At 72.5% G+C, this 13,290-nt stretch carries 11 protein-coding genes; 9 read left to right on the top strand and 2 right to left on the bottom strand.

Annotated elements, in window-relative coordinates; genetic code table 11:
- Positions 1-41: 41 nt before the first annotated feature.
- Positions 42-428, top strand: coding sequence for a ribonuclease domain-containing protein (locus AB0I98_RS00935; protein WP_362933270.1), 387 nt, complete (start codon positions 42-44; stop codon positions 426-428).
- Between the two features lie 3 nt (positions 429-431).
- Here the strand turns inward: AB0I98_RS00935 and AB0I98_RS00930 are convergent, their stop codons facing one another.
- A complete protein-coding gene (locus AB0I98_RS00930; RefSeq protein WP_362933267.1) occupies positions 432-632 on the bottom strand; it encodes a hypothetical protein in 201 nt (66 codons plus the stop codon).
- A gap of 179 nt (positions 633-811) precedes the next feature.
- On the opposite strand from AB0I98_RS00930, the gene AB0I98_RS00925 reads away from it, so the two are divergent.
- The 3 genes from AB0I98_RS00925 to AB0I98_RS00915 all read left to right on the top strand — a co-directional run bounded on the left by AB0I98_RS00925 (position 812) and on the right by AB0I98_RS00915 (position 4,052).
- Positions 812-2,062 (top strand): histidine kinase, encoded by a 1,251-nt coding sequence (locus AB0I98_RS00925; protein WP_362933264.1) that lies wholly within the window; start codon positions 812-814, stop codon positions 2,060-2,062.
- 47 nt (positions 2,063-2,109) lie between these two features.
- On the top strand, positions 2,110-2,790 hold the full coding sequence (locus AB0I98_RS00920) for a response regulator transcription factor (protein ID WP_362933261.1): 681 nt from the start codon (positions 2,110-2,112) through the stop codon (positions 2,788-2,790).
- 83 nt (positions 2,791-2,873) lie between these two features.
- A complete protein-coding gene (locus tag AB0I98_RS00915; RefSeq protein ID WP_362933258.1) occupies positions 2,874-4,052 on the top strand; it encodes a cytochrome P450 in 1,179 nt (392 codons plus the stop codon).
- 231 nt (positions 4,053-4,283) lie between these two features.
- On the opposite strand, the gene AB0I98_RS00910 is transcribed toward AB0I98_RS00915, so the two are convergent.
- The gene (locus AB0I98_RS00910; RefSeq protein ID WP_362933255.1) at positions 4,284-5,306 is read right to left on the bottom strand and encodes a Gfo/Idh/MocA family oxidoreductase; all 1,023 of its coding nucleotides are present in this window, start codon (positions 5,304-5,306) and stop codon (positions 4,284-4,286) included.
- A 130-nt stretch (positions 5,307-5,436) separates the two neighbouring features.
- On the opposite strand from AB0I98_RS00910, the gene AB0I98_RS00905 reads away from it, so the two are divergent.
- The 5 genes from AB0I98_RS00905 (at position 5,437) to AB0I98_RS00885 (ending at position 13,258) form a co-directional block, all read left to right on the top strand.
- Positions 5,437-6,174, top strand: coding sequence for a GntR family transcriptional regulator (locus tag AB0I98_RS00905; protein WP_301987660.1), 738 nt, complete (start codon positions 5,437-5,439; stop codon positions 6,172-6,174).
- A 221-nt stretch (positions 6,175-6,395) separates the two neighbouring features.
- Positions 6,396-7,580 carry an ROK family glucokinase gene (locus AB0I98_RS00900; RefSeq protein WP_210571822.1) on the top strand — a complete coding sequence of 395 codons (1,185 nt, stop codon included), beginning with the start codon at positions 6,396-6,398 and terminating at the stop codon, positions 7,578-7,580.
- Complete coding sequence (locus AB0I98_RS00895) at positions 7,577-8,158, top strand: sugar kinase (RefSeq protein ID WP_362933252.1); 582 nt, start codon at positions 7,577-7,579, stop codon at positions 8,156-8,158. Before AB0I98_RS00900 ends, AB0I98_RS00895 begins: the two co-directional genes overlap by 4 nt.
- Positions 8,159-8,261: 103 nt before the next feature.
- Entirely contained in the window at positions 8,262-11,096 is a 2,835-nt protein-coding gene (locus AB0I98_RS00890; protein WP_362933249.1) for a DEAD/DEAH box helicase, read from the top strand.
- Complete coding sequence (locus AB0I98_RS00885) at positions 11,093-13,258, top strand: SWIM zinc finger family protein (RefSeq protein WP_362933246.1); 2,166 nt, start codon at positions 11,093-11,095, stop codon at positions 13,256-13,258. The genes AB0I98_RS00890 and AB0I98_RS00885 overlap by 4 nt, the downstream gene beginning before the upstream one ends.
- The last annotated feature ends 32 nt before the right edge of the window (positions 13,259-13,290 follow it).

Below are 13,290 nucleotides of genomic sequence, written 5' to 3'. Positions count from 1 at the left end.
ACATTGACATGCCAGTGTCTACGCGCGTCATCATGTGGGGCATGAGATTCCCCCCACGAATCACCCGCATCGGCGCCGCGGCCGCCGTCCTGTCCGCCCTTCTCATCGGCGGCACCGTCACCGCCACCCCGGCGGCCGCCGCCGTCGGCAGCATCTGCTACAGCGACCTGCCCTCCCAGGCGCACGACACGCTCGACCTGATCGAGCAGGGCGGCCCGTTCCCGTTCGAGCAGGACGGCACCGTCTTCCAGAACCGCGAAGGCATCCTGCCCTCCCAGTCGACCGGGTACTACCACGAGTACACGGTCATCACGCCCGGCTCGTCTACGCGCGGAGCTCGCCGGATCGTCACCGGTGAGGAGAACCAGGAGGACTACTACACCGCGGACCACTACGAGTCGTTCGACCTGGTCGACTACGGCTGCTGAGCCTCAGCCGGACTTCCGGCTCTCGGCGGCGGCGAACAGCGCGAACCCCAGCACCAGGAACGCGACGCTCGCGTAGATCCCGTAGCCGTCGAGAAAGTCGATCCTCTGCACGAGGCCGATCTTCCAGTCGGTGAACTCGTGCAAGAGGCCCATCGCGCCCTGTGCCAGGGCGATGAATCCGAGTAGCTCCAGCAATTCCTTCATGGTGAGAACACTCGCCCCGCGGACCCCCCACAGTCATCGGCCGCGGGGCGAGGCCATTTCGACGGAAGTCCCTGATCCGTCCGCGGCCCCGCGCCGAAAGTCTGCGGCGGTGCGACTTTGGTCGTCGATCATGCGTACGGGGAGGTGGAGCGGTCCCGCACTGCGTAGATTTGTCGACCGTGAGTGGTGACAAGACGGAGCAGGCTGTATCGGCGTTCCAGGGGCGCCGGTGGCTGTTCCCGTCCGCCGTGGTCCATGAGCTCGACCCCGATGCCGGAGCGTCCGGGCGGCGACCGCGGCGCACCGCACGGGACTGGGCCGTCGACTTCTCCTGCTTCCTGCTGGCCGTCCTGATCGGCCTGACAGCCGCGGAGACTGTGAACGGAGACCCGAACACCTCGAAATCACTCGCCGCCATCGATCAGTTGCTCGGCGCCCTCGCCTGTGCCCTGGTCTGGCTGCGCCGCCGCTGGCCGCTCGGACTCGCCGTCGCGATGGTTCCCCTCGGCTTCGTCTCGAATACCTCGGGCGGCGCCGGCATGATCATCTTCTTCTCGCTCGCCGTGCACCGGCCCTTCAAGTACGTGGCCTTGCTCGGCGGCATCTCTCTAGTGGGGATCCCGTTCTACTTCTGGTGGCGCCCGGAGCCCGGCCTGCCGTTCGTGGCGGCGGTCCTGCTCGCCTCGCTGCTCACCGTCTCGGCCATCGCCTGCGGCCTGCTCGTACGGTCGAAGCGGCAGCTCATGCTGAGCCTGCGCGACCGCGCCCTGCGCGCCGAGACGGAGGCGAAACTGCGCGCCGAGCAGGCGCAGCGGTTGGCCCGCGAGGCCATCGCCCGGGAGATGCACGACGTGCTCGCGCACCGGCTGACGCTGCTGAGCGTGCACGCCGGTGCGCTGGAGTTCCGGCCCGACGCACCGCAGGCGGAGGTCGCCCGGGCCGCGGGCGTCATCCGGGAGAGCGCGCACGAGGCGCTGCAGGACCTGCGGGAGATCATCGGCGTGCTGCGGGCCGGTGAACCCGACGAGGCCGGCCGTCCGCAGCCGACGCTCGCCGCGCTGGACGCCCTGGTCGCCGAGTCCCGCGAGGCCGGCATGAAGGTCACCCTCGACAACCGCGTCACCGACCCCGCCGCCGTCCCGGCCTCCGTCGGCCGCACCGCCTACCGCATCGCCCAGGAGGGCCTGACCAACGCCCGCAAGCACGCCCCCGGCACCGAGGTCACCGTGTCCGTCACCGGCGGGCCGGGGGAGGGCCTGACCGTGGACGTACGGAACCCGGCACCCGAGGGCGAGGTTCCTCCCGTGCCCGGCTCCGGGCAGGGCCTGATCGGACTGACGGAACGGGCCACGCTGGCCGGGGGGCGGCTCGCCTACGGGCCGGAGGGGGACGGGGGATTCGAGGTGCGGGGCTGGCTGCCGTGGGGGTGAGCGACTCCGGCCAACTCACCGGCCGCGACCGTGATTACGTAGGGCCCATGACTGCGATCAGAGTGCTCCTCGTCGACGACGACCCCCTCGTACGGGCCGGGCTGTCCTTCATGATGGGCGGGGCCGACGACATCGAGATCGTCGGGGAGGCGGCCGACGGCCGTGAGGTCGAGGCGCTCGTCGACCGCACCAGCCCGGACGTCGTCCTGATGGACATCCGGATGCCGGCGATGGACGGGCTGACGGCCACCGAGCGGCTGCGCGGCCGCAAGGACGCCCCGCAGGTCGTGGTCCTGACCACCTTCCACGCCGACGAGCAGGTGCTGCGGGCGCTGCGCGCCGGTGCCGCCGGATTCGTCCTGAAGGACACCCCGCCCGCCGAGATCGTCGACGCGGTGCGCCGGGTCGCGGCCGGCGACCCCGTTCTGTCGCCCTCCGTCACCCGCAGGCTGATGGAGCACGCGGCCGGTGCCGCGGCCGACACCCGGCGGGCACGCGCGCGTGCCCGCATCGAGGCCCTCAACGACCGTGAACGCGAGGTCGCCGTCGCCGTCGGCCGGGGGCTGTCCAACGCCGAGATCGCCGCCACCCTCTTCATGAGCGTGGCCACCGTCAAGACCCATGTCTCCCGCATCCTGGCCAAGCTCGACCTCAACAACCGTGTGCAGATCGCCCTGTTGGCATACGACGCGGGACTTCTGGAGGAATCAGAGGAAGACGGGCACTGATCGCGGGCGTCGGGCGTTGTCTGTGTGTCGCGGCTGTTGTGCGGGGGCTGTTGCGCGGGGGATGGTGTGCGAGGGGGAGGGCCATGACGGACGTCATCGACATGGGGGAGTTCGGCGAGGGGTTCCGCGTGAACCCGCATCCGGCGTACGCACGCCTGCGTGCCGAAGGCCCCGTCCACCGGGTCCGGCTGCCCGAGTGGCACTCCGAGGTGTGGCTCGTCGTCGGGCATGAGGAGGCGCGTACGGCACTCGCCGAGCCACGGCTGTCCAAGGATGGCGCCAAGATCGGCATGAAGTCCCTCGACGAGGAGCTGATCGGGAAGAACCTGCTGGTCACCGACCCGCCTCAGCACACCCGGCTGCGCGGCCTGATCGCCCGCGCCTTCACCATGCGCCGCGTGGAGGCACTGCGCCCGAGGATCCAGCAGCTCACGGACGAACTGCTCGACGCGATGCTGCCGCAGGGCCGCGCCGATCTGGTGGAGTCCCTGTCCTACCCGCTGCCGATCACCGTCATCTGCGAACTGCTCGGCGTGCCCGAGATGGACCGCGCTGAGTTCCGCAAGATGTCCACGGAGGCGGTGGCGCCGAGCAGCCCGGGCAGCGAGCACGACGCCTACGTCCGCCTCGGCGCGTACTTCACCGACCTGATCGAGGACAAGCGCTCCGCCGGGCCGAGCGGCGACCTGCTGAGCGACCTGATCCGCACCACCGCCGAGGACGGCGACCGGCTCTCCCCGGACGAGCTGCGGGGCATGGCCTTCATCCTGCTGATCGCGGGCCATGAGACCACGGTCAACCTCATCACCAGCGGCGTCCACTCCCTGCTCACCCACCCCGACCAACTCGCCGCGCTGCGCGCCGACATGAGCCTCCTCGACGGTGCCGTCGAGGAGATGCTGCGCCACGAGGGCCCGGTGGAGACGGCGACGTTCCGGTATGCCGCGGAGCCACTGGAGCTGGGCGGCGTCCGGATCGGCCAGGGCGAGCCGGTGATGATCGGCCTCACCGCCGCCAACCGCGACGCGAGCCGCTACCCCGCCCCCGACACCTTCGACATCCGCCGTGACGCCCGCGGCCACGTCGCCTTCGGCCACGGCATCCACTTCTGCCTCGGCGCCCCACTGGCCCGCCTCGAAGCACGCACAGCGATACGCTCCCTGCTCGCCCGCGCCCCCGACCTCGCCCTCGACGGCCCACCCGGCGAGTGGCTCCCGGGCATGCTGATGCGCGGCATGCGCAGCTTGCCGGTGCGCTGGTGAGCGGCAGAGTGCGGGGAGGTTCAGCTGACGGGGCCTTGGGCGCTGGGGCTGGCGGTGCGCTGAGAGCTGGGGCTGACCGTGCCCTGCAAGCCGTCGCTGACCGCGCACCGCAAGTCGTGGACGACGCTGCTCTGAAGGCCGTAGATGCTGCGGACCGCTGATGCGGCGCGGCGCTGCCGCCATCCCGCTGTCGTCCGTCCCCCCGCTGGCGTGCGCCCCGTCAGGGTCCGATTACACCGTCGTGGACGCGGAGCCACCCGGGATCTCCGCGAGGCGTACCGGTCTTCGCTCGCGGCGGGAAACGTCGCAGGCCTCGGCGATCCGGAGCGACTGCAGGGCCTCGCGGCCGTCGCAGGGGTTGGCGCGCTCGCCCCGTACCACCTCGATGAACGCGGCCAGTTCGGCCTCGTAGGCGGGCCCGAAGCGTTCCAGGAAGCCGGTCCACGGCTTGTCCGCGGCCGGTGGCCCGTGCGGCTCGGTGGACGCGATGGGCGTACGGTCGTCCAGGCCGACCACGACCTGGTCCAGCTCCCCGGCGAGCTCCATGCGGACGTCGTACCCCGCCCCGTTCAGCCGCGTCGCCGTGGCCGTGGCGAGCGTGCCGTCGTCGAGGGTCAGGACGGCCGCGGCCGTGTCGATGTCACCGGCCTGCCGGAACATCGCGGGACCGGCGTCGGACCCGGCCGCGTAGACGTCGACGACCTCGTGCCCCGTCACCCAGCGCAGCACGTCGAAGTCGTGGATCAGCGTGTCCCGGTACAGCCCGCCGGACAGCGGCAGATAGGCGGCCGGCGGCGGCGCCTGGTCCGACGTCAGCGCCCGCACGGTGTGCAGCCGCCCCAGCCGTCCGGAGCGCACCGCCTCCCGGGCCCCCGCGTAGCCGGCGTCGAAGCGGCGCTGGAACCCCATCTGGAGAACCGTCCCCGCGGTCTCGACCTCGGTGATCGCCTGCAGGGTGCCCGGCACGTCGAGGGCGATCGGCTTCTCGCAGAACACCGGCAGCCCCGAGCGTGCCGCCCGGCCGATCAGTTCGGCGTGGGCCGATGTCGCCGTCGTGATCACCACGGCGTCCACGCCCCACCGGAAGATCTCGTCCACCCCCGGCGCGGCCGTCTCCCCCAGCCGCTGTGCCAGTTCCTGTGCCCTCTCCCGGTTCGCATCCGTGAGGATGAGGGACCCGACTTCCCGATGGCGACTGAGCGTGTTCGCGTGAATGGTGCCGATTCGCCCCGTACCGATGACCCCGATGCGCATGAAAACAAAACTGCGGCCCCGGCCCGTACCCTGTCAATGCGTATGTCCGGACAATCGAACTACACAACTTCCCGTCAACCGCCCACGGAGCTACGCTCGGCCCGTGCCGAAACCAGAAGTGGACCCGACCGTGCAGCTCGACCTCAGTGTGGACCGAAGCAGTCCGGTGCCGTTGTACTTCCAGCTGTCCCAGCAGCTCGAAGCGGCGATCGAGCACGGAACGCTCACCCCCGGCAGCCTGCTGGGCAATGAGATCGAGCTCGCCGCACGTCTCGGACTGTCCCGGCCCACCGTCCGCCAGGCCATCCAGTCCCTGGTCGACAAGGGCCTGCTGGTCCGCCGCCGGGGCGTCGGCACCCAGGTCGTGCACAGCCAGGTCAAGCGCCCGCTGGAGCTCAGCAGCCTCTACGACGACCTGGAGGCGGCCGGTCAGCGTCCCGCGACCCGGGTCCTCGTCAACACGGTCGTCCCCGCGTCCGCCGAGGTCGCGGCGGCCCTCGGCGTCGGCGAGGACAGCGAGGTCCACCGCGTGGAACGGCTGCGGCTGGCGCACGGCGAGCCGATGGCGTACCTCTGCAACTTCCTGCCCCCCGGGCTGCTCGACCTGGACACCGCACAACTGGAGGCCACCGGCCTGTACCGGCTGATGCGGGCCGCCGGGATCACCCTGCACAGCGCCCGTCAGTCGATCGGCGCCCGCGCCGCCGGCGCCGCCGAGGCCGAACGGCTCGGCGAGCCCGAGGGCGCCCCGCTGCTCACCATGCAGCGCACCACCTTCGACGACACCGGCCGCGCGGTCGAGTTCGGCACCCACACCTACCGCCCGACGCGCTACTCCTTCGAGTTCCAGCTCCTCGTACGACCGTAGAAGCCGTAATCGGAATCCGTCCGCGAGCTCTATATTCGTCTCAATGTCAGGACAAAGGGGCCGCCTAACGCGCCCCGATAGGGGCGCGGGGCTGTGTCGATATGCGGCTCCGCCGCGTGGGCGCGACAAGCCACAGCGGACCCGCACCCGGCATCGCACCGATCGCCCCCTTTGCATCCCCGTACCGCACCTGTGGTCACCGTGAGGCAGAATCGGCGGTGATGAGCAACTACCGCGACCTACCGTTCCCCAGAGCACTGAGCAACGTCGGTGTGCCAGGCGCCCCCATCGGTTCCCGCCGCGCACCCACGCTCCGCACAGTCGGTACGAGGGAACGCCGCTCCCACCTCACCGCCCCCCGCGTGCCAACCGTCGGCATCGACATCGGCGGCACCAAGGTGATGGCGGGCGTCGTGGACGCCGACGGCAACATCCTGGAGAAGCTCCGCACGGAGACCCCGGACAAGTCCAAGAGCCCGAAGGTCGTCGAGGACACCATCGTCGAGCTGGTCCTGGACCTGTCCGACCGGCACGACGTGCACGCCGTCGGCATCGGCGCGGCCGGCTGGGTCGACGCCGACCGCAACCGCGTGCTGTTCGCGCCGCACCTGTCCTGGCGCAACGAACCGCTGCGCGACCGTATCGCCGGCCGCCTCGCGGTCCCGGTCCTGGTGGACAACGACGCCAACACCGCCGCCTGGGCGGAGTGGCGCTTCGGCGCCGGCCGCGGCGAGGACCACCTCGTCATGATCACGCTCGGCACCGGCATCGGCGGCGCGATCCTGGAGGACGGGCAGGTCAAGCGCGGCAAGTACGGCGTCGCCGGCGAGTTCGGCCATATGCAGGTCGTCCCCGGCGGCCACCGCTGCCCCTGCGGCAACCGCGGCTGCTGGGAGCAGTACAGCTCCGGAAACGCGCTGGTCAGAGAGGCACGTGAGCTGGCGGCGGCCGACTCCCCGGTGGCCTACGGGATCATCGAGCACGTCAAGGGCAACATCGCCGACATCACCGGCCCGATGATCACCGAGCTGGCCCGCGAGGGCGACGCCATGTGCATCGAGCTGCTCCAGGACATCGGCCAGTGGCTCGGCGTCGGCATCGCCAATCTCGCGGCGGCGCTCGACCCCTCCTGCTTCGTGATCGGCGGCGGCGTGTCCGCGGCCGACGACCTGCTGATCGGCCCCGCGCGGGACGCCTTCAAGCGACAGCTCACCGGCCGCGGCTACCGGCCAGAAGCCCGCATCGCCCGCGCGCAGCTGGGCCCCGAGGCGGGCATGGTCGGCGCCGCCGACCTCGCCCGCCTGGTCGCCCGCCGCTTCCGCCGCGCCAAACGCCGCCGCGTCGAGCGGTACGAGCGCTACGAGCGGTACGCCGAGGCCCGCCGTGAAGCCCGGGAGGCGCTGTGACGGCCCAACTGCCCCATCAGGCCCCGCCCGCGGACGAGCAGCCCGGGCAGAGCGAGGCCCGCGGCCGGGTGATCCGCCGCCGGGCGCTCACCCTGCTCATCATCGTGCTGCTCATCGGCGTACCGGCCGGCTATCTGGTGATCTCCGCCGCGCAGAGCCGGGACAGCGGCCGCGACAAGGAGGAGAAGTACTCGGCGCGGGGCCTCACCCCCGTCTGGCCGTCGAAGGTCCAGCGCCGCCTCTACCAGGTGCCGATGCCCCACCCGTCGGGCAAGGTCGCCTACTACGAGACGAACAACTGGAAGACCAGCCGGCTCTACGTCCAGTTCCAGACCCCCAACGCGAACCTGGACGTCTTCCTCAAGGACCTGGGCACCAGCCGGTCCGAGCTGAAGCGGGACAAGATCACCATCGGCAAGCGCGACCAGAAGGTCACCGGCTGGAACTTCTCGAGCCCCGGCCCCTGGTACGGCCTGGTCCACGAGCAGCGGGACCCGCGGCCCACGCAGCAGGTCATGGTGAGCCTGGGCGATCCGAACAACCCGTTCATCTACGTCGTCTCGCGCGTCATCCCCTGAGGCTCCGCGCCCGCCCGGGCCGGTGACCGGGGCCGATTGTCAGACCCCGCCCGTAGAGTCGAAGACGTCTGATCCGACACACGGGCGGGAGGTGACAGGACGTATGACCGAGGCGACCGCGGTGGCCGACCGGGCGGGGGAGTCCGTACCCCTGCGCCTCGCGGCCGTCTTCCTGCCCGCACCCGTCCCGCGCGAGGGCCGGATCGCCTTCTGGGATCCCGAGGGCGACACCGGCGGCGACTCCTCGAGCGGCGACGGCATCGGTCGTACGGAGCTGACAGTCGTACGACGTCATGGCACCGGAGTGCGGCGCAGGCCCGCCCCCGCGCTGTCACTGCCGGTCGGCGAGGCACTGCCGCTGCTGGTGCGGGCGCGGCGCGACCCCGCCGCACACCCGGCCACCGCCTGCTGGGGCGCCGCCGCTCTGTACGCGCTGCGGCTCGCGGCCCGTGGACGCCTGCTGCCCGGACTGACCCCGTCCGGGCACGACGCCTGGCGGGCCGGACCCCTCGAACCGGACGACATCGCGCACCTGCGCGCGGTCGCGGCGGCGCTTCCGCCCGAGGGGCATGCGGTGCCCCTGCCCGGTCCCGGACCGCTTCGGCTGCCCGAACCGGAAGCGCTGATGCGCGCCTTCCTCGACGCGGTCGCGGACACCCTGCCCCGCACCCCCGCCGCGCCGTTCGTCTCCGGCAGGCCCTTCGCGGATACCCGTCCGCAGCATCTGCCGGATGCCCACGACTGGGCCGCGGAGGTCGCCGCCGGCATGGACGCGGGCGTGCGGATCTCGCTCCGGCTGGACCTGGCGGCGTACGACCTGTTCGACGGGGGCGAGTGGATCCGCAGCGCCGGTGCGGCGATCGTCCAGGTGCACAGCCTCGCCGACCCCACGCTCGTCGTCGACGCGGCGGCCCTGTGGGCGGGTGAGGCGGACGCGGCGTTCGGTCCCCGCGCGCACGTGGACGCCGCCCTCGCCGTGCGCCGCGCGGCCCGCGTCTGGCCGCCGCTGGACCGGCTCACCGAACAGGACGTGCCCGACGTACTGGCCCTGACCGAGGGGGAGCTGGGCGAACTGCTCGGTGCCGCGGCCACCCGGCTCGCCGCGGCCGGGGTCGCCGTGCACTGGCCGCGGGACCTGGCGCAGGACCTCACCGCGGCAGCGGTCGTACGGCCCGCGCCGGGCTCGGCGACCGACGGCACCGGTTTCTTCGAGAGCGAGGAACTCCTCCAGTTCCGCTGGCAGTTGGCGCTCGGCGGCGACCCGCTCACCGAGGCCGAGATGGACGCGCTGGCCGAGGCGCACCGACCCGTCGTACGCCTCAGGGACCAGTGGGTCCTCGTCGATCCGGCGCTCGTCCGCAAGGCCCGCAAGCGTGAACTGGGGCTGCTCGACCCGGTGGACGCGCTGTCCGTCGCGCTGACCGGCAGCGCGGAGGTCGACGGCGAGACCGTGGACGCGGTGCCGACCGGCGCGCTGGCCGCCCTGCGCGACCGGCTGACGGCGGGGGTGCGGCCCGTCGAGCCGCCGCCGGGGCTGCGCGCCCGGCTGCGGGACTACCAACTCCGGGGCCTGGCCTGGCTCGACCTCATGACCTCGCTCGGCCTCGGCGGCTGCCTTGCCGACGACATGGGCCTCGGCAAGACGATCACGCTCATCGCGCTGCACCTGAAGCGGGCTCGCAGCGAGCCCACCCTGGTGATCTGCCCGGCCTCCCTGCTGGGCAACTGGCAGCGGGAGATCACCCGTTTCGCGCCCGGCGTCCCCGTCCGCCGCTTCCACGGCCCCGACCGCACCCTGGACGACCTGGACGGCGGCTTCGTCCTCACCACGTACGGCACGATGCGCTCGGCGGCGCCGACACTGGCCCAGCAGGCGTGGGGCATGGTCGTCGCGGACGAGGCCCAGCACGTCAAGAACCCGTACTCGGCGACCGCGAAGGCGCTGCGCACGATCCCGACACCCGCGCGCGTGGCCCTGACCGGCACGCCGGTGGAAAACAACCTCTCCGAGCTGTGGGCGCTGCTGGACTGGACGACACCGGGACTGCTCGGCCCGCTGAAGTCCTTCCGGTCCCGGCACGCGCGCGCAGTGGAGAACGGCGAGGACGAGGAGGCGGTGGAGCGGCTGGCCCGCCTGGTCCGCCCCTTCCTGCTGCGCCGCAAGAAGTCCGACCCCGGCATCGTTCCGGAGCTGCCGCCCAAGACGGAGACGGACCACCCCGTTCCGCTCACCCGGGAACAGGCCTCGCTCTACGAGGCGGTGGTGCGCGAGTCGATGCTGGCCATCGAGACCGCGCAGGGGATCGCCCGCCGTGGACTGGTCCTGAAGCTGCTGACCTCGCTGAAGCAGATCTGCAACCACCCCGCGCTGTACCTCAAGGAGGAGATCCGGGGGGACGGCCACGCCGCCCGCTCCGGCAAACTGGCCCTGCTGGACGAGCTGTTGGACACCATGCTGGCGGAGGACGGCTCGGCGCTGGTCTTCACGCAGTACGTCGGGATGGCCCGCCTGATCACCTCTCACCTGGCCACCCGGGCGGTCCCCGTGGACCTGCTGCACGGTGGCACACCCGTGCCCGAGCGGGAGCGGATGGTGGACCGCTTCCAGAGCGGCGCGACTCCGGTCCTGGTGCTGTCGTTGAAGGCGGCCGGCACGGGTTTGAACCTCACCCGCGCGGGCCATGTCGTCCACTTCGACCGCTGGTGGAACCCGGCCGTCGAGGAACAGGCCACCGACCGCGCCTATCGCATCGGCCAGACCCAGCCGGTCCAGGTCCACCGCCTCATCACCGAGGGCACCGTCGAGGACCGCATCGCCGAGATGCTCGAATCCAAGCGCGCCCTCGCCGACGCGATCCTCGGCTCCGGCGAGTCCGCCCTCACAGAACTGACGGACCGCGACCTCTCCGACCTCGTCTCGCTACGGAGAGAGCCATGACCCCCCACCCCGCCGACGAGGCCCGCCGAGCCCTCAGAGCGGCCCGGGAACGCGCCGGCCGACCTGAGGCTGGTGCCGGTGAGCAGCGGTCGGGGGCGGAGGCGGAGCGCGGCGCGGACGTGACGGCTCCGGAGGAGGCGGTGACCACCGGTCGGCTGGCGACTGGCGGGGCGTGGGCTGGGGATGGCGGGGCTGCGGGTGGGGCGGCGCGGGCCGGGGGCGGCGAGGCTGCGGGCGACGACGTAGGGCGGACCGCTGGGGGCACCTCAGGAGGAGCGCCCCGGCCGAGTGACGTGGCCCGGGCGGCGTTGCGCGACGCCGTCAGCGGCAGGCGTGCTGCGGCCGCGGACAAGGCTGGGGGTGCCTCGGCCGCCGGTGCGTCGGCCGGTGCCGGCGGCGGGGAGACCTCCGCCGAGGAGGGGAACCGGGTTCGCGATGAGGGGGCCGAGGGTGTTGCCCGCGACCGGGCCGTGAGCGGGCAGGGACGGGGGCGCGGGGCGGCGACGCACGCTCGTACGGCTCCGGAGGGCTCAGGCGATGCTCGGGTGGCGCGTCCCGCGGATGTCGCACGCCAGGCGTTGCGTGCCGCTCGTGGTGAAGGGCGGGAAGAGGGGGCGGACGGGGCAGTTGAGCCTTCGCCCAGGCCGAGTTCCCTGGCTCGGACCGAGTCGGTGGAGGAGCGTCGCGGGCACGCCCGCGCCGCCCAGAGCAGAGCTCGTGCCCTGTCGGACCTCGTCGCCGACTCCTTCCGGATGCCGGCCGCGGACGAGCTGCCTGAGGAAGAGCCTGCCGAGACCCCCACGTCCCCCCGCCACCCAGGCTCGCCGAACGCCCTCGCCCGCCCCGACGCTCGGGTACCCACCACCCACTCCCGACCTCGCTCTAGCGCGGGAACCTACCTGCGCGCCGGGACCTCCCTCACCGAGCTGCGCCGCACCTTCCCCGCGTTCGGACCGCTCCCCTCGGAAGGTGGCGGATTCGCGGCGACCTGGTGGGGCAACGCATGGGTCGCGGCGCTGGAAGAAGGGGCGCTGGATGCCAAGCGGTTGGCTCGGGGACGTGGATATGCCCAGCAGGGGAATGTGGAGGCCATCACCGTCACACCCGGTCTCGTTCTCGCGTACGTGCAGGGCAGCCGACCCCGGCCCTACCGCGTGCAGCTGCGGTTGCGCACGTTGGAGGACGCCGACTGGGAGCGGTTCCTGGACACCGCCGCTGAGCGGCCCGGGCATATCGCCGCGCTGTTGGACAAGGAGTTGCCGCAGTCCCTGGCGGATTGCGGAGTCCCGTTGCTTCCCGGCCCCGGTGACCTTGCCCCGCAGTGCAGTTGCCCCGACCGCGGCCACCCCTGCAAGCACGCCGCCGCGCTCTGCTACCAGACGGCACGACTGCTGGACGCCGACCCCTTCGTCCTGCTTCTGCTGCGCGGTCGCGGAGAGCGGGAACTCCTCGATGCCCTCTCCCGTCGCAACGCCGCCCGCGCGGCCCGCGCCGCACAGGAGCGGGAACCGGCACCGCTCCCAGGGGTACGGGCCACTGACGCGCTCGCGCCGCGTCAACTCCCGCCCCTCCCGGCTCCGCCGCCCGCACTCCCGCACCCCGGGCAACCCCCCGTCTACCCGGCCGCGCCGGGCGGCCCGGACCCCTTCGCGCTGGACCAGCTGGCGACCGACGCGGCCCTCCGCGCCCACACGCTGCTCGCCACCGGCCGTGACCCGGTCGCCGAACTGACGCTGTGGCAGGACGCGGTGCGGCTCGCCGCGGCCCGCCCGGGTTCCGGACTCACCGCCGGTACCCGTGCCCTGTACTCCTCGCTCGCCTCCGCCGCCGGCCGCACCCCTGCCGAGCTGGCCCGCGCGGTCGCCGCCTGGCGCCAGGGCGGCCTTGAGGGCCTCGCCGTCCTCGAAGAACCCTGGGACCCACCTGCCGGCCGCTTCGACCGGGCACGCCCCCTCCTCCTCGCCGCCGACCTCCCCGCCTTCCGCCCCTGGCGCAACCGCCTCACCCACCCCCGCGGCCACGTCCAGCTCCGCCTGGGCCGAGACGGCATCTGGTACCCGTACGAATCGGAACCCGGCCACGACGACTGGTGGCCCCGCGGCACCCCCGACCTGGACCCGGTCGGCGCACTGACGGGCTTGGGCACGTCGTCGGCGGACTGAGGACCCTGTACCGCCGGGACGTGCGATACCTG

The sequence above is a fragment of the Streptomyces sp. NPDC050211 genome (assembly GCF_040656035.1).
Classification (GTDB): Bacteria; Actinomycetota; Actinomycetes; order Streptomycetales; family Streptomycetaceae; genus Streptomyces.
Note: the sequence above shows the minus strand (reverse complement) of the source record. Positions and strands in the feature narration are given on the sequence as shown.

Bases quoted from the DNA above. Each gene is read 5' to 3' on its own strand.
- AB0I98_RS00935 (WP_362933270.1), top strand. From the start codon at position 42: ATGAGATTCCCCCCACGAATCACCCGCATCGGCGCCGCGGCCGCCGTC.
- AB0I98_RS00930 (WP_362933267.1), bottom strand. From the start codon at position 632: ATGAAGGAATTGCTGGAGCTACTCGGATTCATCGCCCTGGCACAGGGC.
- AB0I98_RS00920 (WP_362933261.1), top strand. From the start codon at position 2,110: ATGACTGCGATCAGAGTGCTCCTCGTCGACGACGACCCCCTCGTACGG.
- AB0I98_RS00915 (WP_362933258.1), top strand. From the start codon at position 2,874: ATGACGGACGTCATCGACATGGGGGAGTTCGGCGAGGGGTTCCGCGTG.
- AB0I98_RS00910 (WP_362933255.1), bottom strand. From the start codon at position 5,306: ATGCGCATCGGGGTCATCGGTACGGGGCGAATCGGCACCATTCACGCG.
- AB0I98_RS00900 (WP_210571822.1), top strand. From the start codon at position 6,396: ATGAGCAACTACCGCGACCTACCGTTCCCCAGAGCACTGAGCAACGTC.
- AB0I98_RS00890 (WP_362933249.1), top strand. From the start codon at position 8,262: ATGACCGAGGCGACCGCGGTGGCCGACCGGGCGGGGGAGTCCGTACCC.
- AB0I98_RS00885 (WP_362933246.1), top strand. From the start codon at position 11,093: ATGACCCCCCACCCCGCCGACGAGGCCCGCCGAGCCCTCAGAGCGGCC.